At 69.1% G+C, this 18273-nt stretch carries 14 protein-coding genes; 5 read left to right on the plus strand and 9 right to left on the minus strand.

The features are described 5' to 3' along the window. Window positions 1-71: 71 nt before the first annotated feature. Together AB0B90_RS28550 and AB0B90_RS28555 are read left to right on the plus strand one after the other, a co-directional pair. Complete coding sequence (locus AB0B90_RS28550) at window positions 72-1187, plus strand: globin domain-containing protein (RefSeq protein ID WP_350947140.1); 1116 nt, start codon at window positions 72-74, stop codon at window positions 1185-1187. A 371-nt stretch (window positions 1188-1558) separates the two neighbouring features. After that, entirely contained in the window at window positions 1559-1888 is a 330-nt protein-coding gene (locus AB0B90_RS28555; protein WP_350947139.1) for a hypothetical protein, read from the plus strand. Between the two features lie 6 nt (window positions 1889-1894). On the opposite strand, the gene thyX is transcribed toward AB0B90_RS28555, so the two are convergent. From thyX to AB0B90_RS28570, 3 genes are all read right to left on the minus strand, one after another. Further along, on the minus strand, window positions 1895-2587 hold the full coding sequence (gene thyX / locus AB0B90_RS28560; protein ID WP_350947138.1) for an FAD-dependent thymidylate synthase: 693 nt from the start codon (window positions 2585-2587) through the stop codon (window positions 1895-1897). 112 nt (window positions 2588-2699) lie between these two features. After that, window positions 2700-4046, minus strand: coding sequence for an amidohydrolase (locus AB0B90_RS28565; RefSeq protein WP_350947137.1), 1347 nt, complete (start codon window positions 4044-4046; stop codon window positions 2700-2702). 121 nt (window positions 4047-4167) lie between these two features. Next, window positions 4168-6309: an anthranilate synthase component I gene (locus AB0B90_RS28570; protein ID WP_350947136.1), complete on the minus strand. Its 2142-nt coding sequence runs from the start codon at window positions 6307-6309 to the stop codon at window positions 4168-4170. 414 nt (window positions 6310-6723) lie between these two features. On the opposite strand from AB0B90_RS28570, the gene AB0B90_RS28575 reads away from it, so the two are divergent. Then, on the plus strand, window positions 6724-7914 hold the full coding sequence (locus tag AB0B90_RS28575) for a WYL domain-containing protein (protein WP_350947135.1): 1191 nt from the start codon (window positions 6724-6726) through the stop codon (window positions 7912-7914). A 136-nt stretch (window positions 7915-8050) separates the two neighbouring features. Here AB0B90_RS28575 and AB0B90_RS28580 read toward each other — a convergent pair whose 3' ends face one another. The 4 genes from AB0B90_RS28580 to AB0B90_RS28595 all read right to left on the minus strand — a co-directional run bounded on the left by AB0B90_RS28580 (window position 8051) and on the right by AB0B90_RS28595 (window position 10177). Next, entirely contained in the window at window positions 8051-8965 is a 915-nt protein-coding gene (locus AB0B90_RS28580; protein ID WP_362925754.1) for an SDR family oxidoreductase, read from the minus strand. Window positions 8966-9053: 88 nt separating this feature from the next. Beyond that, a complete protein-coding gene (locus AB0B90_RS28585) occupies window positions 9054-9482 on the minus strand; it encodes an SRPBCC domain-containing protein (protein ID WP_362925756.1) in 429 nt (142 codons plus the stop codon). After that, complete coding sequence (locus AB0B90_RS28590; protein WP_350947132.1) at window positions 9475-9795, minus strand: metalloregulator ArsR/SmtB family transcription factor; 321 nt, start codon at window positions 9793-9795, stop codon at window positions 9475-9477. The genes AB0B90_RS28585 and AB0B90_RS28590 overlap by 8 nt, the downstream gene beginning before the upstream one ends. Beyond that, window positions 9788-10177 (minus strand): VOC family protein, encoded by a 390-nt coding sequence (locus tag AB0B90_RS28595; RefSeq protein ID WP_350947131.1) that lies wholly within the window; start codon window positions 10175-10177, stop codon window positions 9788-9790. The genes AB0B90_RS28590 and AB0B90_RS28595 overlap by 8 nt, the downstream gene beginning before the upstream one ends. A 426-nt stretch (window positions 10178-10603) precedes the next feature. On the opposite strand from AB0B90_RS28595, the gene AB0B90_RS28600 reads away from it, so the two are divergent. Continuing rightward, on the plus strand, window positions 10604-10816 hold the full coding sequence (locus AB0B90_RS28600) for a DUF3311 domain-containing protein (protein WP_362901205.1): 213 nt from the start codon (window positions 10604-10606) through the stop codon (window positions 10814-10816). 4 nt (window positions 10817-10820) lie between these two features. Continuing rightward, window positions 10821-12416 carry a monocarboxylate uptake permease MctP gene (gene mctP / locus AB0B90_RS28605; protein WP_362925759.1) on the plus strand — a complete coding sequence of 532 codons (1596 nt, stop codon included), beginning with the start codon at window positions 10821-10823 and terminating at the stop codon, window positions 12414-12416. Window positions 12417-12473: 57 nt separating this feature from the next. Here mctP and AB0B90_RS28610 read toward each other — a convergent pair whose 3' ends face one another. Both AB0B90_RS28610 and AB0B90_RS28615 read right to left on the minus strand, forming a co-directional pair. Further along, entirely contained in the window at window positions 12474-15794 is a 3321-nt protein-coding gene (locus tag AB0B90_RS28610) for a PQQ-dependent sugar dehydrogenase (protein WP_362925761.1), read from the minus strand. A 185-nt stretch (window positions 15795-15979) separates the two neighbouring features. Then, window positions 15980-17155: a TIM barrel protein gene (locus AB0B90_RS28615; RefSeq protein WP_350947127.1), complete on the minus strand. Its 1176-nt coding sequence runs from the start codon at window positions 17153-17155 to the stop codon at window positions 15980-15982. Window positions 17156-18273: the final 1118 nt, after the last annotated feature.

The raw sequence follows: 18273 nt of genomic DNA on the forward strand, positions 1-18273 counted from the left end.
ACCCGGAGCCGTCAGGGAGGTGGATCTGCGTGATCGGACTTTGAGCCGGTCAATTAGGGTGGGTTCTTTAAATGTCTTTGAATCCGCGTCTTGTCAAGGAAAGCTTCGCCGTCGTCGAACCCGTCGCGGACAAGGCCGCGGCATACTTCTACGGGCGCCTGTTCGCCGAGAACCCGCACCTGCGGGCGATGTTCCCCCCGGCGATGGACATCCAGCGCGACCGGTTGTTCAGCGCGCTGACCAGGATCGTCTGGAGCCTGGACAGCCCCGGCGGCATGGCGTCGTTCCTCGGCCAGCTCGGCCGCGACCACCGCAAGTACGGGGTGGTCCCCGAGCACTACACCGCGGTCGGCAACGCGCTCCTCGCCACGATCCGGCGCTTCGCCGCCGAGGTCTGGAACACCGAGATCGAGGCGGCGTGGGTGGCCGCGTACGCCGCCGCCGCCGATCTCATGATCGAGTCAGCCCAGTCGGACGCGGGAGTGTCGCCCGCCTGGTGGCCGGCCGAGGTGATCGACCACGAGCTCCGCACCCCGGACATCGCGGTGATCACCCTGCGGCCCGGCCAGGAGCTGCCTTATGTGCCCGGCCAGTACGTCAACGTGCAGACCGCGCGCTGGCCACGCGTCTGGCGCGCGTTCTCCATCGCGAACGCACCCCGGGACGACAACACCGTCCGTCTGCACGTCCGCGCGATCACCGGTGGCTGGGTCTCCACCACGCTGGTCAGGCACACCCGGATCGGTGACACCGTGACGCTGGGCCCCGCGATCGGCACCATGGTGCCCTCCGGCTCCGGACGCGACATCCTGTGCGTGGCGAGCGGCACCGGCCTGGCCCCGATCAAGGCGATCCTGGAGCACCTGATCGACTCCGGGCGCCGCCCCAACATCCACCTGCTGTACGGAGCCCGCACGGCCGCCGAACTCTACGACCTGACCGACCTACGGCGGATGGAGTCGGCCTTCCCGTGGCTGCGGGTGCTGCCCGTGGTCTCCGAGGAGCGGGGGTACGCCGGCATGCGGGGCCGTCTTTCCGAGGTGATGGAGCGGTTCCACTCGTGGGCCGACCACGAGGCCTATGTCTGCGGCCCGGTCGCCATGGTCAACGAGACCGTCCGCAGGCTCCAGCGGGGCGGAATGCCTCCGGCCCATATCCACCGGGACACCGTGGAGGGGGATCCTTGAGCGACATTCGCGACTAACACCCCAAATTGATCACGCAAATTTCATAGAGCACGGCGGGACGCGGCGTGACATGGCAGCATGAGGCCCGATCCGAAAGGAGATGGTCATGCACGAGGGCCCCCCTCCCAGCCCGTGCCCCCCTCTCGACCGCCACCCGCACGGACCCGTCCGCCGTCATCGTCACTCGCCCGGCAGCCCGGCCGGCCCCGTCCGCCACCGTCGCCGTCCGTCCGGCCCTCCGGCCGGGACCGCCCGTCCGCACGCCCTCGTCCCCGGTCCCCTCCACCGGCGGCGGCCCTCCGCGGACCGGGGTGAGCTCCCCCCTCGGCCCCCGGCCGTGCCCGCCTCGCACGTCACGGTGCTCTGAGCCGATGGCCAGACCCGTCACCCTCGTGACCTTCATGCTTCCCGCCACACTGCGCCACTGGGCGGGCGAGACCACCGAGATCCGCGTCTTCGCGATCGCCGACCGCGACGACGGACACCCCACGCTGGGCTCCGCCCTCGACATGCTCCGCCGCACGCACCCGTTCCTGGAGCAGCGGCTCCGCGACGACTACGGGGGCATCCGCCGCCATATCAGCATGTTCGTCTGCGGGGAGAACGCCCGGCACCATGGCGGCCTCGACTGCGCGCTGCCTCCCGGTGCCGAGATCTTCGTCCTGCCCGTCCTCTCCCGCTCCCCGGAGACGACGGGCTGAGGCGGGCTAGGGAGCGACCCTGCCCGCTGCCACGAAGGCCGCATGCGTGAGGGGCATCAGCTCCGCCCAGGCCGCCTCCATCTTCTCCGCCACCATCTCGATCTCGCGCTGCGGGAACGAGGGCACCCTGGCCTGCTCGTTCTTGGTACGCAGGGACAGGAAGTGCATGAGCGAGCGCGCGTTGCAGGTGGCGTACATCGACGAGAAGAGACCGACGGGCAGCACCGCCCTGGCCACCTCCCTCGCGATCCCGGCCTCCAGCATCTCCTGGTAGGCGGCATAAGAGTTCCGGTACGACGACTCCATCACCTCGGTGACGAGCTTGTGCTGCCCGGCGTCACCGTCGGCGAAGACGTACTGCCCCGGCTTGCCCTTCTGCACCAGCTTCCGGTCGTGGCCCGGCACGTAGAAGACCGGACGAAGCTCGCGATATCTCCCGCTCTCCTCGTTGAACGACCATCCCGCCCTGTGCCGGTGGAACTCACGGAAGACGAAGATCGGAGCGCTGACGAGGAAGGTCATCGAGTTGTGCTCGAACGGACTGCCGTGCCGGTCGCGCATCAGGAAATTGATCAGCCCCTTCGAACGCTCGGGGTCCTTGCCGATCTCCTCCAGGGACTGCTCCCCGGCGGTCGACACCCGCGCGGCCCAGAGCACGTCGGTGTCGGAGGCGCTGTGCTTGACCAGCTCCACGGTCACGTCGTCAAGAAAGCGTGCCTCTGCCCCATCGCCCGTCAACTGGCTCCCCCTCGTCGCACCAACAGTCGCCCCATTATTCCAGGGGCCCATCCGCCCCTGGGCCGGGCACCCGTCACAACCGGTATATCCGGCGCGCGTTGCCGGAGCCGATCATCTGGGCCACCCGGGCCGCGTCGGCGACGCTCCACTCGCCGTCGGCCAGTCTCGCGGCGAGCGCCCCCGCCAGGCCGCGCCGGTAGTGCAGGGCGCCGAGGTGACAGGTCTCCGCCACGCCGTGGCCACCGGAACCGAACAGCTGCTTGTGGAACGGCACGAGCTCCAGCAGTTCCGCCATGACCGCCGCCGAGCCCGTGGCACTGCGGGTCAGGGCCGCCCCCACGTCGACGTAGACGTGCGGAAGGACCCCCGCCAGCCCGGCCGCCTGGCGATGGAACGGGTGGCAGTGCAGCAGGACGACGGGGACGCCCACCGGCTGCACGGCCATGATGAAGCCGGCCACCGGCGCCGGACCCGCGTCGTGCGGGCCGGGGACACCTCCGGCGTGACCGCCGGAGGTACCGAAACCACCGTGGGCCTCGTGACCGCCGGAGGTGATCCGGCCACCGCGTCCCAGGTGAGTGTCGCGGCGCGCACCGCCGCCGGGGCGAGCGAGACCGGTGTGAAACTGCAGCGGCCGCCCGTACTCCCTGGCCACGTCGACGGCCGTCCAGAGCAGGTGGCGCAGCAGCACCTGGTCGGTGAGCCTCTCCCCGGGGCAGGCCAGCCGCCGGGTGGCCGCCGCGATCACCGCTCCCCGGCTCGGCCTGGCCGGATCGAGACGCCTGCCTGACCGGTGGGCCGTGACCGACTTCAGGGCGACCGCGCGGACGGCCCGTCCCGCGAGGTTCTGGGCGAGGGCGGAGATGTAGGAGACTCCCGAGACGGCGCTTCCCGCGACCTCCGCCTCGACCCGTTCGATGGGAACGACCCACGCGGTCTCCGCGCCGCCCGCGTGGCCCATCTCGGCAGGTGGCAACACCTCGGGCACACCGAAACGGTTCCGACGATCCGGGCCACCGGGGCCCTTCGGTCCGCCCGAGTCGCCGGAACCGTCGAAAGTGTCGGAGCCGTCGAAGCCGTCGAACAGGAAGGTGGCGATTCCCGCGGCGCCCAGCAGCCGCCGGTTCACCTCATCGGCGCCGAGTTCCATCCGGCGGGCCAGGTAGACGGCGGGCGGCACGTGCGGGGCGAGACCGAGGACGGGGGCGCACCAGCGGCGGACCGCGGCGCCCGCGGGGGTGTCGAAGTGGGTGGTGCCCGGCGGCGCCGGGGTTCCCGCTTCGGTGAGCAGCGTCTCGAACCGGGCCCGGGTCAGGTCGTCGCGGCGCACGCCGTGGCAGTTGTGGTCGACCAGCGGCGCCAGCAGCGCCTCCCGCACGGCGTCGGGTAACTCGACGGGCAGCACACCGTCCGACCTCATGCCCGCTCCTCCCCGCCACAGGCGTACCGGCCGAGACCGGCCCCGGTACGCCCGCGATCTCCACGACGAGGGGAACTCTAGGGTCACCCGGCGTGCTCGCCGGGCGCGAAGCACGGGTTCTTTACCCGCTCTTGCGGCAGAGCCGAAGAACGTTGGCGATGACCTTCGCTCCCGCGCCTCCCCCCGCGGTGAGGATCGACTCGGGGTGGAACTGCACCGCGAAGCGGCGTCGCTCGACGTCCTCGATCGCCATCACCGCGCCGTCCGGAGTGAACGCGGTGGCGGTGAACCCGGCGACGCCCGGCTGCTTGGCGTGGACCGAATGGTAGCGGGCGGCGGTGAACTCCTCGGGGAGCCCGTCGAGCAGGGCGCTCGCGCCCACCCTCCGTACCTGACCGCGCTTGCCGTGCTCGGGGTAGGACAGCAGTTCGAGGGTGCCACCCGCGTGCTCCACCATGCCCTGCAGGCCGAGGCAGACGCCGAACACCGGTAGATCACGCTCGTAGAGGGCGCCGACCAGGGCGGGCAGGCCGAAGTCGGAGGGCCAGCCGGGGCCGGGCGACAGCACCACCAGAGAGGGGTCCAGCTCGTCGATCATCGTGACGGGGAAGCCGTGCCTGAGTGTGACGACCTCGGCCCCCTGCTGACGGAAGTAGTCGGCGAGGGTGTTGACGAAGGAGTCCTCGTAGTCGACGAGGAGCACCTTCATGCCGCTTCCCGGCAGCTCCGCGGCCGCCTTCGTCTCGGTCCGCTCCTGCGGGACCGCGCCGACCGCCGCCAGGGCGCCCAGCAGGGCGCTGGCCTTGAGTTCGGTCTCCCGCTCCTCGGCCTCGGGGTCGGAGTCGAACAGCAGTGTGGCCCCGGCCCGCACGGTGGCCACGCCGCCGCGGATCTGCGCGGTGCGCAGGGTCAGGCCGGTGTTCATCGAGCCGTCGAAGCCGATGTAGCCGACCGCCCCGCCGTACCAGCGTCGCGTGGTCTCCTCGTGGTCCTCGATGAACTGCATCGCCCAGTTCTTGGGGGCTCCCGTGACGGTGACGGCCCACATGTGGGTGAGGAAGGCGTCCAGGGCGTCGAACTCGGGACGCAGCCGGCCCTCGATGTGATCGACGGTGTGGATGAGCCGGGAGTACATCTCGATCTGACGCCGGCCGATCACCTGGACCGTCCCCGGCACGCAGATGCGGGACTTGTCGTTGCGGTCCACATCGGTGCACATGGTCAGCTCCGACTCCTCCTTCACGCTGGACAGGAGGGTCCGGATCGCGTCGGCGTCCTCGATGGGATTGCCGCCTCGGGCGATGGTGCCGGAGATGGGACAGGTCTCGACGCGGTCGCCGCTGACCCGGACGTACATCTCCGGTGAGGCACCGACCAGGTGCTCGCCCTCGCCGAGGTTGAACAGGAACTCGTACGGCGCCGGGTTCACCGTGCGCAGTCCCCGGTAGAAGGCGGCCGGGTCGGTGCAGGGGGCGTGGAAGACCTGGCCGGGGACGACCTCGAACAGGTCACCGCGGACGAACTTCTCCTTGGCCGCGGCCACGACCTTGGCGTAGGAGCCCTTCTCCGGGTCGGCGGGAAGCTCGGACGGGAGCGCGGGCAGCGGCACGACCTCCCCCTCGCGCTCGAGCCCGTGGGTGGATACGCCGTCCACGGTGAACTCGTAGCGGAACTCCTTGCTGGTCTCCCTCTTGCGGTCGATCACCATCACCCGGTCGGGCAGGTGGAGCACGAGGTCACGCTGGTCGGCGGCCCGGGTCAGGACCTGCCTGATCGGCTCGAACTGGAAGGCCAGGTCGTAGCCGAAGGAGCCGTACAGGCCCAGATGCTCGTTCTCTCCCTTGAAAACGGCGATGACCTCGCGGATCGCGGTGAAAACGGTGGGACGGCGGCTGCGCATCTCCTCGGGGAGGATGTCCTCCGACTCCGCCACGTAGACCTCGACGAGATCGGCCGTCGGCTCCTCGACGGGCTTGCCGGCCGCCAGCAGGCAGGACACGACGGCGGGCAGGACCACCCTGCCCCGGGCGTTCAGCGCGCGGGCGGAGATCCTGCGTCCCCTGGCCACGATCTCCAGGCAGGGGTCGACATAGGCGAGGTGCCATCGGCTGTAGCGGCCCGGATACTCCATCCCGGAAGAGAGCACTCCGCCACGGCGCTCGCCGAGCGTCGTGACGACGTCCTCAAGCACCGTCTCGGGCACGTCGGACGCGGTGACCTCGACCCCTATGCCGCCGGCGGTGGTATATCGGCTCGTCTCCACTGCGGTATCGCCCCTCTTGTTTCCCTGATGCCCTGAGGGGGCGGACACAGAAAAGGCCACCTCCCCGGGCGGCCGTTTGTCTGCTCGCGAATGCGAAACCTGCGCCGCCTAGAAGCGGCGCCACCACTGAAGGGTAATCGGGTGTCGCATGTGGCCAGAGTACCGGCGGCAACCGCGATCATGCAACGTGACACGGTGGCGGGTCCTCGACGCTCCGCAGGAGCCAAAAACCCCATGAAACCTATGCAAAAGACTCGCGGCTCGACACCGAGCCGGATTCCGGATTGCCGGATTGTCCGCCGGGTCGTCGCCCGGTCCGGTCCACCCGCCACCCGCTCCCCTTCCGGCCGTCACCGTCACCGTCACCGTCACCGTCACCGTCACCGTCACCGTCACCGGGGCTAGGGTCGGAGGGTGCGTGCGGCCAGGTTGATGTCGTTGGTCCTGTTGCTCCAGGGCCGGGGCGGGATGACCGCGGCGGAGCTCTCCCGGGAACTGGAGGTCTCCGAGCGGACCGTCCACCGTGACGTGCTGGCCCTTTCCGAGGCCGGCGTGCCGGTGTACGCCGACCGCGGGCGAGGTGGCGGCTACCGGCTGCTTGACGGATACCGCACCCGTCTCACCGGCCTTGACCGGGCCGAGGCGGAGGCACTGTTCCTGTCGGGGGTTCCCCAGGCCCTGCGGGAGATGGGGCTGAGCGAGGTCGCGGCCACGGCGCGGCTGAAAGCCGCGGCCGCGCTCTCTCCCGGCCTCCGCGACGCCCCCGCGACCGCGGCCCAGCGCTTCCACCTGGACGCCCCCGGCTGGTTCGCGAGCGAGCGGCCTCCGCCGCAGGCGCTGGCGCCCCTGGCCAGGGCGGTGTGGGGCGATCACCCGGTCACCGCCCTCTACCGGCGTGCCGCGCGCCACCGCCCTGGCGAACAGACAGGGCCATCGGGCGAGACCATGAAGACCGGGCGGATCGGGCGCCCCGAAGACACCGGGCGGAGTGAACGTGACAGGCCGAGCGGAGGGACCGCGCGGTCCGGAGACCACGGGTGGACCGAGCGCGACGGACAGGCCGGGGACGCAGAGCAGACCGCGGACACCCGGCAGGCCGGCACCGCCCGGCGCCTGGAGCCGTACGGGCTCGTGTTGAAGGCGGGAGTCTGGTACCTGGCGACCCGGTTCGCCATCTACCGGGTCGACCGCTTCGACGAGGTCCAGATCCACTCGGACCTGCGCTTCGAGCGGGACGGCGCCTTCGACCTCGCCGCCTTCTGGACGGAGCGGGTGGCGCGGTTCGCCGGGTCCCTGCTCACCACGCACGTCACCGTACGGCTCAGTCCCGCCGGCCTCCGCGCGCTCCCCTCCGTCGCCGATCCCGCCGCCCTCGACGCCGCCCTGGCCTCCGCCGGCGAGCCCGACGAGCAGGGGTGGGTCACGTTCCGCCTGCCCGTCGAGTCGCCGGAGGTCGCCTACGCCCAGATCCTCGGTTTCGGCCCGGAGGCCGAGGTCGTCGACCCACCCGGCCTCCGGGCCCGCCTCGCCGAGGCCGCCGTCCGCCTGCACGGCCTGTACTCCGCTCCCCGCTCCTCCGATGACACCGGCACGCCGGGCCGTTGACCTCTCACGACGATTCCAACCATGGGGGCACCGCCCCCTCGCGACGGGCCCGGCCTTCGAACCGCTGACCTCTTACGGCCCCACCCTGGGGTCGCTGATCCCTCACGGCGAGCCGAACCGGCGCTCGCGGCGCCGGTCAGCGGTAGCCGGTGGCGTCGGCGGGTTTCCCCTTGCTCTCGACCTCCTCGATGTAGCGCCAGGCGTCCGGCCTGCTGCCGTCGACGTCGGTGAAGCCGTACACCTGGGCGAGTTGCCCGCTGGACACCGACTGCCCCGACCAGCGCATCCGGTCCTCGTCGGCGGCGAGGGCGACGACCGCGCGACCGGTGTAGGCGGGTGTCTCGGAGATCACGAAATGCGGCTGTTTGGCAGTGGCGTCCCGCCAGTTCTCCTCGGTGACGCCGAAGAGTTCCAGCATGTTCTCCGACCTGAGCCAGCCGGGGGTGAGCGAGATCGCGGCGCAGCCGTGCGGGCGCAACTCGTGACCCTGGATGAACGCCAGGCGGTTCACCGAGATCTTGGCCAGGTCGTAGAAGGCCGAGAGCCGGTAGTTGGAAATGTTGTACTCCAGGGTGCCGTCGGTCACCTCGATCACCATGCCCCCGGGATTCTCGATCAGCAGGGGCAGGGCGTGGTGGCTGGTGATGAGGTGAGTGTCCACCGCCAGCCGGAGGATGCGCAGACCATCGTCGAGAGAGTGTTTCCAGACGGGGACGTGCCACTCGGTGAGCGAGTCGGAGCCCCAGACGTTGTTGACCAGGATGTCGAGTTTGCCCTGCTCGTTGCTGATCTGTTCCACCAGGAGGCGCACCTGCTCCGACTCCAGGTGATCCACCTGGACCGCGACGCCCCGCCCACCGGCACGGGTCACCAGCTCGGCCGTCTCCTCGATGGTCTCCGGGCGGCCCATTTCCGAGCGTCGTGCCCGCGTGCTCCTCCCGGTGCAGTAGACCGTGGCACCGGCCGCGCCCAGCTCCACCGCGATGCCCCGCCCGGTCCCCCTCGTCGCCCCCGCGACCAGGGCGACCTTCCCTTCCAGCGTTCTTGTCATGAGATCAGCGTGGCGCGAAAACAGGACATCCTCTGTCATGTTTTCGCGCCACGCCTGCCGAAGAACGCGACGACCGAAACGGCCGGGATCAGCCGGTCGCCAGCGCCTCCTTCAGTGCACGGAGGACGTGCGAGCGCCACCCCCCATCGAGGATGGCGCGCGTGCGCCGCTGGACGGGATCGTCGGGGTCGAACCCGGCGTGCTCCAGGAACAGCCGGGTGCCGCGCCCTTCGGGTTCCAGCCTCCAGACCACCGTGGTGTCCAGCCTCCCGCCCCTCCAGGACAGGCGCAGCAGGCGTTCCGGCTCCAGGTCGAGGACCTCGCAGTGCACGACGCCGTCGAAGCCGTGTTTCGGTTTCGGCTCGGTCCTGAAGGTGAACCGGTGACCGACGACCGGCTTGAAGTCGTTGGGCATCAGCCAGCGCGCCAGCAGGTCGGTGTCGGTGAGCGCCCGCCAGACCCGCGCGGGCGGGTGGGCGAGATACTGATCGGTCTGGATCAGGGTCGGGTCAGTCATCGTCCTCGGCGTCCAGAAGGTCACGAAGGCTGGAGAGTCTCTCCCGCCAGAACCGCTCGTACGGCGTGAGCCACTCCGACATCTCTCGCAGCGGCTCGGAGTTCAACGAGTACAGCCGCTGCCGACCGGCCCTGCGCTCGACCACCAGGCCGGCGTCCTTGAGCACCTTGAGATGCTCCGACAGACTCGGCCGGCGCATGTCGAAGTGGCCGGCCAGTTCCTGGACCGGCTGCGGGCCACCGTCCAGGAGCAGGCCGAGCAACCGGCGCCTGGTGGGGTTGGCCACCGCGGCGAACACATCCGTCTCAGCCACCGGCGGACACGTTCACCGCGGTGGTCTGCAACACGATCCCGTTGCCGTCGGGGTCGTCGAAGGTGACGTACCGCCCCCACGGCGACTGCTGGATGCCCCCCTCGATCGCCACCCCGCGGCCGCTCAGCTCCGCCACGTCACCGTCGAGGTCGTCGGTCTCGAGCACCAGGCCCTTGAGCGAGCCTGGCGGCATGGTGTCGAACCAGGTGACGAGCGTGATGGCGGTGTCGGCGCCCTTGGGAGCCACCTGCACCCATCGCCGATCGGGCCCCATCGGATTGTCGGAGACGAGATCGAAGCCGAGCGTGCCGACGTAGAAGTTCTTCGCCCGCTCCTGGTCGGCGACGGGCAGGGAGAGCAACTGGATGTGCGTGATGGTCATGCCCCAAGAATAGGTAGGAGATTTCCTACCAGTCAAACGATGACCGGTAACCGCCGCGGCGCCCACGACAGGAAGGACCCATTCGCGCCACACGCCACACGCCACACGCCACACGGGAGGCGGGAGGCGGGAGGCGGCCAATCCTGCCTGTGCGCCTTTACGAAATGCACTCCGCATTGTCAAGGAAGCCGCGCCGAGAGGTCGGCGATCGGTGGGATACCGGCGGTGAAGCGAAGGACTCGGAGACGCACGACGCCCGCGACCTGGCCTGGAACCTCGGCGGCGAGGCCGAGCCGCCGTTCGTCGCGCCACACATGCCACTCGGCGCTCGGTGACCCGAATGGAACGGCGGCGTAATTACGCTGCCGGTCAGCCGAAGGGGATATCCCTGCCCGGGCGTCCATTCTCCAGCTCAAGGAGACCGCGTTGACCACTCCAAACGGGGACCGGAGCGATCGCAGCCCATGGAACTGGCTGCTTATCGTGCCGATCATCCTACCTTTGCTCCCGCTTCTCTACAATTCCGATGAACCCCGGCTTTTCGGTTTCCCGATGTTCTACTGGCTCCAGCTCGCCTTCATCGCGATCGGTGTCACGTGCACCTCGATCGTGTACCGGATGACGAAGCGGCGGCGGTGACCCGATGGAAGCCCACCTGACAGAGATCATCATCTTCTCCGTGCTGTTCCTGGTGGTCAGCGGCATGGGATTCGTGGCCGCGCGCTGGCGCCGCCCGGAGAACCTGGCCAGCCTCGACGAGTGGGGACTCGGCGGCCGCAACTTCGGCTCGTGGGTCACCTGGTTCCTGGTCGGCGGCGACCTCTACACCGCCTACACCTTCGTGGCCGTACCCGCCCTGCTCTGGGGGGCGGGCGCGATGGGCTTCTTCGCGGTGCCGTACACCATCGTGGTCTACCCGATCGTGTTCCTGGTGCTGATCCGCCTCTGGTCGGTCTCGCACGTGCACGGCTTCGTCACCCCGGCCGACTTCGTCCGGGCCAGGTTCGGCTCCCCCACCCTCGCGCTGCTGGTCGCGATCACCGGCATCGTCGCGACGATGCCCTACATCGCGCTCCAGCTCGTCGGTATCGAGGCCGTGCTGAAGTCGATGGGGGTGACCGGTCATCTGCCGATCATCATCGCGTTCGCGATCCTGGCCGCGTACACCTACCAGTCGGGCCTGCGCGCGCCCGCGCTGATCGCGTTCGTCAAGGACACGCTGATCTACATCGTGATCCTGGTCGCGATCTTCGCGATCCCCGCCCAGATCGAGGGCGGCTGGTCGGGCATCTTCGACGCCGCCCAGGCCAAGTTCGACGCCAGCGCCGCACCCGGCGACGGGATCCTGCTCAACGCGAACAACCAGCTGCAGTACGTCACGCTCGCCCTGGGCTCGGCGCTCGCGCTGTTCCTCTATCCGCACAGCGTCACCGGCATCCTCGCCTCCAGGAACCGTGACGTGATCAAGCGGAACATGTCGGCGCTCCCCGCCTACAGCCTGCTGCTCGGCCTGATCGCCCTGCTGGGCTTCATGGCCATCGCGGCCGGGATCCAGCCCATCGGCACCGACAACAACACGATCGTGCCCCAGCTGTTCGACAGGATGTTCCCCGACTGGTTCACCGGCGTCGCCTACGCCGCGATCGGCATCGGCGCGCTGGTCCCCGCGGCCATCATGTCCATCGCCGCGGCGAACCTGTTCACCCGCAACATCTACAAGGAGTATCTGAACCGGGACGCGAGCGACGCCGACGAGGCCCGCGTCTCCAAGATCACCTCGCTGCTCGTCAAGGTCGGCGCGGTGCTGTGCATCCTGTTCCTGGACACCGGCTTCTCCATCGACCTGCAGCTCATCGGCGGTGTCATCATCCTGCAGACGCTCCCGTCGGTGGCGCTCGGCCTCTACACCCGCTGGTTCCACCGGGGCGGCCTGATCGCCGGCTGGGTGGCCGGCATGGGGGCCGGGATGCTCCTGCTCTACAACATCGGCAACCCGGCCACCGGCAAGCCGCACTTCGCGGGGTCGGCGTTCCCGCTGGAGAAACTGGGACTGGACACCAAGATGACGATCTACGCGGGCATCCTCGCCCTCGCGGTCAACCTCGCCGTCGCCGCGCTCGGCACCGTCATCGCGCGTTCCGCCAGAATGGCCGAGGGCGACGACTCCACCAAGCCCGACCACTACTTCGCCGACGAGGGCGACCCCAGGATCAAGGACCTGGACCTCAGCGCCCCCTGACACCTGCACGCCGAACGCGGGGGGAGAGCCGGTCGGGCCCTCCCCCCGCGCCCCGCGTCAGCCGCCGGCCGGGGCGCGCAGCTGCGCGATCAGCGCCTGCCCGTCCCGTACGAGCACGACACGCGCCTTCGTGTCGGGCACCCAGAGCTCACGCTGGGCGAGCTTCACGAAGACCTCCAGCGAGGCGATCGCGGCGTTCTTCCTCCCAGCCTCCGCGTGCTTACTCGCCTGGTCGAGCTGGACATCGAGGACGCCGCCCCGCGCCGAGCCCTCCGCCTTGAAGCGGTCGAGGAGTTTGCGCACGTCGGCGAAGGAGGTCGTGACCTCGAACGCGACGGTCTGCTTGGTGACGTGCCCCGCCTTGTCCTTCGCGGTGACGGTCAGCGTGTGCGCGCCGAGCGCCAGCTTCGACAGGGCGATCGCCTTGCCGGAGACCACCTCCAGGTCACCGATGGCCGCCGTCACACTCGCCACTCCCGAGGCCGCGTCGGACGCCGAGAAGACGGGCGTGATGAACGCGGAATCGCCGTACTTGCCCGGCTCCACCCCGCTCACCGACAGGACCGGGGCGGTCTTGTCGATCTTCGCCGTGACGGTGCCGATCTGCGAGACGTTGCCCGCGTTGTCGGTCGCCCGGTAGCGCACCTCAAGGGCACCCTCCGCGCTCAGGGTGACCGGGTTGTTGGCGTTCAGCCACGTCGTACCGCCGTTGAGCGAGTACTGCCTGCTCGCCACCGTGCCGTTGTCGGTCGCGGTGACCGTCAGCGTGACGTTCCCGGTGTACCAGCCGTTCTCCCCGCCCGGCTGGGCCGGGGCGAGCGTGGCCGACACGGTCGGAGGCGTCTTGTCGGCGACACCGTCACCCTGGAAGGTGAACCCGTCGACCTCCACGCCGCCGGTCGAGGTGACGAAGAGCTCGCCGCTGCCGGTCGGGGCACCGGTGAGCGCGGTCTCCACGCTCTGCCAGCCCGATCCGGCGGGCACGGTGACGGTGGCGAACGGCTCCGCCGTCTCCGAACCCCATCGCAGGGAGAGCGTTCCCGCACCGGAGGCACGGGTCTTCACACTGGTGATACCGGCGAAGTTCACCGGCTCGTACGCGATCCAGTCACCGGCGTCGAACGACGTGATCTTCGCCAGGCCGGACGCACTCGCGTCCTCCACCTTGGTGACGCCGCTGCTCGTGTCGGCGTGCTCGGCCTGCAGCTCCTTGGGGTTGAGGATGAGCGTGGCGTCACCGACCGCCCCGGGGATGTCACCGGCGCCGTTGTCCCGGTAGCTCACGACGACGACGCCGAAGATGTTCTCGGTCTCGCCGTGCTCGGGGGCGTCGGCCGGTGTCGGCCACGCGCCCGAGCATCCGGAACCGAGGGTCTCCGGGTGCGCGTGCGTGTCGTGACCGAGGCCGAAGGTCCACTGCACCCGGCTGCACACCGGGTTGTCGCCGTCCTCCTTGTCGGAGACCTTGATCTGGAACGGCACCGCGTCGCCCCAGTTGAAGAAGGAGCCGTTGCCCGGCGACTGGATGGTCACCTCGGGCGCGGTGTTGCCCACGGTGATCTCGGTGGAGGTGAGCCCGAACTTGCCCTGCGCGTCGGTCACGCGGAGCCTGGCGACGTACTGCCCGAGCGCGGGGTAGGTGTGCGAGGCCGTCACGCCGGTGGCGTCGAAGGTCCCGTCGCCGTCGAAGTCCCACTCGTAGGTCAGCGGGCCCGGCTCGGCGTCGGTCGACGAGGCCGCGCTGAAGTCGACGGCGAGAGGCGCGGTGCTGCCCGACGACGGCTTGGCGACGATCTTCGCCTGCGGGGTCTTGTTCCCCTCGGCGTAGTCGATGCGGTACAGACCCGAGTCGGGGTTGGCGCGGAAGAAGCCGTCACCGTAGTCGAGCACGTACAGCGACCCGTCGGGGCCGAACTCGATGTCTATCGGGCTGTCGGTGATCGGCATCACCGCGGCCGTCAGCGCGCTGTTGGGCAGGAAGTGTTCGATCTTGGTCACCGGCCCGCCAGGCGCCGTCACGGTGAACGCCGCGAGATAGTCCTGCGAGAACTCGGCGAAGAAGAACTTCTTGTCCCAGTACGCGGGGAACTTCGTCGTCGAGGGGTTCGCCGCGTCGTAGTGGTAGACGGGACCGCCCATCGGTCCCTGGCCGCCCGCGGGCTCGAAGTCGGTGAGCCCGGCCCACTCAGCGGGCTGGTGGGTGTTGTTGTCACCGTAGTAGAGGGTGGCCGGGGTCGCGGGCGGCAGCTTGTCCACACCGGTGTTCCAGCGGGAGGTGTTCACCGGTCCCCCCGCGCAGTCGAACCACTCGCGCGGTGTCGCGGTCGCGAAGTTCCAGTCGTTGTAGTTGAACTGGTTCCCCGTGCAGTAGGGCCAGCCGCCGTTCATCGGCTTGTCGATGGGGGTGACGTCCCACTCGACGTAGCCCAGGGGTCCCCGGGCGGGGTCGGGCGCCCCGGCGTCGGGACCGTAGTCGCCCCAGGAGACCGTGCCGGTCACGTCGTCGACGTCCATGCGGAAGGGGTTCCGCAGCCCCGTCACGAAGATCTCGGGACGGGTCTTGGCCGTTCCCGGCGGGAAGAGGTTGCCCGCCGGGACGGTGTAGGAGCCGTCCTCCTTCACCGTGATCCGCAGGATCTTGCCGCGCAGGTCGTTGCTGTTGCCCGCACCACGCCGCGAGTCCAGCCCGGGGTTCATCCCCGGGGCGTCGTTGTTGGGCGCCATACCGTTGGCGCCGGGCGTGCCCGCGGGGGTGTTGTCGCCGGTGGCGAGGTAGAGGTTGCCCTCGGCGTCCCAGTCCATGTCGCCCGCGACGTGGCAGCACTGCCCGCGCTGCACCTCGACCTTGATGATCACCTGCTCGGTGGACAGGTCCAGCGCGTCACCGGTCCACTTGAACCGTGACAGCTGGTTGTAGCCCTTCCACTGGTTCCAGTACGACTCGTCCGCGCCCGCGGGCAGCGAGTTGGGCGCGGAGCCGGTGGGGGTCGTCTCCGGGTACGGCGCCGTCATCGTCTTCGGCGCGTAGTAGACGTAGACCCACTTGTTCTCGGCGAACTTGGGATCGATCGCGATCGTCTGGAGGCCGTCCTCGGAGTTCGCGTAGACGGGGATCGTGTTAATGATCTTGGTGATACCGGTGGCGCCGTCGGTCAGGCGGATGTCACCGTTGCGGGCGGTGTGCAGGACTCTCCTGTCCGGCAGGACCGCCATGTCGATCGGCTCGCCGACGTTCTTGGTCAGCGTGATCTTCTCGTAGTTCGACCAGTTCGTGGCCGCGTCCTGGAGCTGGGCCTGTGCGGGGGCGGCGCTGGGCACCGCCAGGGGAAACAGCAGGGCGGCCAGTGCTCCGCCGAGCATGGCGCGGGTAAGCTTCAACTTCCTGAGCCTCTTCTTCAGGGGAGTGTCAGGACATGGCGGGCCGCCACGCGTGCCGCGGCAACGGCTTCGATCACGTGGCGGTCCGCCGAACCCTTCGGATCCTCCGGATCCTTCCTCGGGTTCTTCCTCGGATTCTTCTTCGAGGTGTGTGCTCTGAGGTGTGGTTAAGGTGCGCCGAGCTCTCAGTGACGGCGCAGGGCGGAGAGGTTCTGGTAGCTCAGGTCGGCGTACTGGAGCGAGCGACCCGGGTCGGCGGTCCCTCCGGGCGCGTTGTCCTGCTCGTACATCGGGTTGTGGCGCTTCTCGATGTCCAGCTTGGAGAAGAAGGCCTTGTAGTCGATGTCACCGGTTCCGAACGGCACCATGTCGTAGCCGTTGGCGGTAGCGCTGGACTTCCCGTCCTTGGCGTGGAACAGCGGGAACCGCTTGTCGTTCTGCTTCACGAGCTTCAGGGGGTCGAAGATGTCGGTCCGGGTCTTGCCGTTGTGCGCGACGTACTCGCGGTGCTTGTACTGCGCCACGTGCGCCCAGTAGATGTCCAGCTCGAGATAGACGTCCCTGCGGTTGGTGATCTCCAGGAAGTACTCCAGCTTCCGGACGCCCGACGAGCGGGTGGGCCGACCCAGTTCGTCGAGCGGGCCCTCGTCGAGAAGGAAGCTGTAGGCCGCGTCGTGGTTGTGCGTGTACAGCTTGAGACCGGCGGCCGAGGCGAGCGCACCGAGGCCGTTCCACTTCTGGGCGGCGAGGTCCCAGTCCGCCTTGTAGGCGCTGTTGGTCGGGTCGCTGCCGGTGCCCACGTGCTCCATGCCGAGGATGTTGGCGATCTCCAACGTCCTCTTGAAGCGGTCGAGATCGGCCTGGGTGAGCGGCCAGGAGCTGGGAATGAAGCCGTGGTTGCCCTGGGCCTTGAGTCCGTTGTCGTCGAGCCAGCGGCGCAGCAGCCGGGCACCCTCGACGGTCTCCAGGTCGGCTCCGCCCTCCGCGTTCGCGTGCTGGCGGTAGCCGGCGAACTCCACCTGCTTGTAGCCGATCCGCGAGAGTTCCTCGAACACGCGCCGGAAGCCCGCCGGCAGGTTCATCGCCGGGTCGCGGGAGATGACGTCACGGACCGTGTAAAGGATGATGCCCCGCTTCGCCTCCGGCACCAGGGCCTCCTGATGGCCGTGGCCGTGGCCCTTGCCGCGCTCCTGGTCGTCGCCGGGGGACGCGTACGCGGCCGACGCGAGCGGACCCACCGCCGACATGGCGGCCACCGCGGTGACCCCCGTCGTGGCGGCGAGGAACTGGCGACGGTTCAGCCCGAGCCTGCGGCGCAGCGCGCCCGCGATCTCGTCGGTCTCTTCTTCGTGTGCACTCATGTTTTCCTACCTTCGTGTGGGTGGATGGAGCCCCACGGTCCCCGATGCCTCAGCCGGGTGACCGCCGACTCCCTTCCGCCGCAGGCCGCGGTCCCACACGGCGGGTCACCTCTTCGAGGGGATCCGCCTGCGGACGCCGTCGGCCGACTCACTTCGTCCTCTCGGTGGTGTGCAGAGAACTTGGCGTGGAAGTTACGCGTCTTCTGCACCTTTTGGAAGAACTTTTGCCATGATCACTTGAACTTTCTACGACGAACGACCAAAGTCCCTCCGGGGTGGAGCCGTACCGGACACGCTCCCACACACCCCCAATCGAGAGATCTTGCCTGATCAGGCGGGGTGGCCACTCGCGGAACGTCGCAATAGACTCGGTTTGTAACAATATGGGCAAACAGCCCTGCGAGGCATCCCGGAGGCGCCCCTCCCCTAGAGCCGTCACGCGACTCGACCTGCGTCTCGCCGGCCACTCCCGCCCTCACCCCGACACAGGTGATCACAGAACGTATTGAGCGGTGACTTCGGTCGGCCAAGCTGGAACTTCTGTCAAATTTGACAAAAGTAGCTGACCATAGGGTCTCAAGGCCGAGGGGAACCGATCATCCCGGCGAGGAGAACGAAGAAAAGGAGAACACCACCCCGCCGCGCGCCTCAGCGTAGGTCGAGCATCGCTTCCCGATCATGGGCATCGCCGCGACGATCACGCTTCGGCCGGTGCACGAACAGCGGCCGGCTCTCCGTGACACGCTCGGCGAGCTCCACGCCCAGGGACGTACGTCGAGGGTTTCGTCGTACCCAGGCGGGCCCGGTGCCGACCGTCAGAACGTGACGCCCGTGAAGCGAAAGCGGCTTCCGTCTCACAGTGAACCCCTTCGCCTCGCAGAGGCCCAGGAGCTCCCCTGGAGCCCTTGCCTCCGCCGGCCTGGAACGTGGAGGCTCGGAGCCCTGGCCTTCGACGTCTGGAGGCTCGGAACACCGCTTGAGCGCCGCTGGACCGCCCTCGGGACCCCGCTGGGCATCACCGGACATCGCTTGAAAAAGGCCCTGGAAAGCACGAAAGGCCCCCACCAACGGTGAGGGCCCTACGTGAAAGATTGTCCGGCGGTGACCTACTCTCCCAC

This window comes from Streptosporangium sp. NPDC049078 (genome assembly GCF_040648855.1).
Lineage (GTDB): Bacteria > Actinomycetota > Actinomycetes > Streptosporangiales > Streptosporangiaceae > Streptosporangium.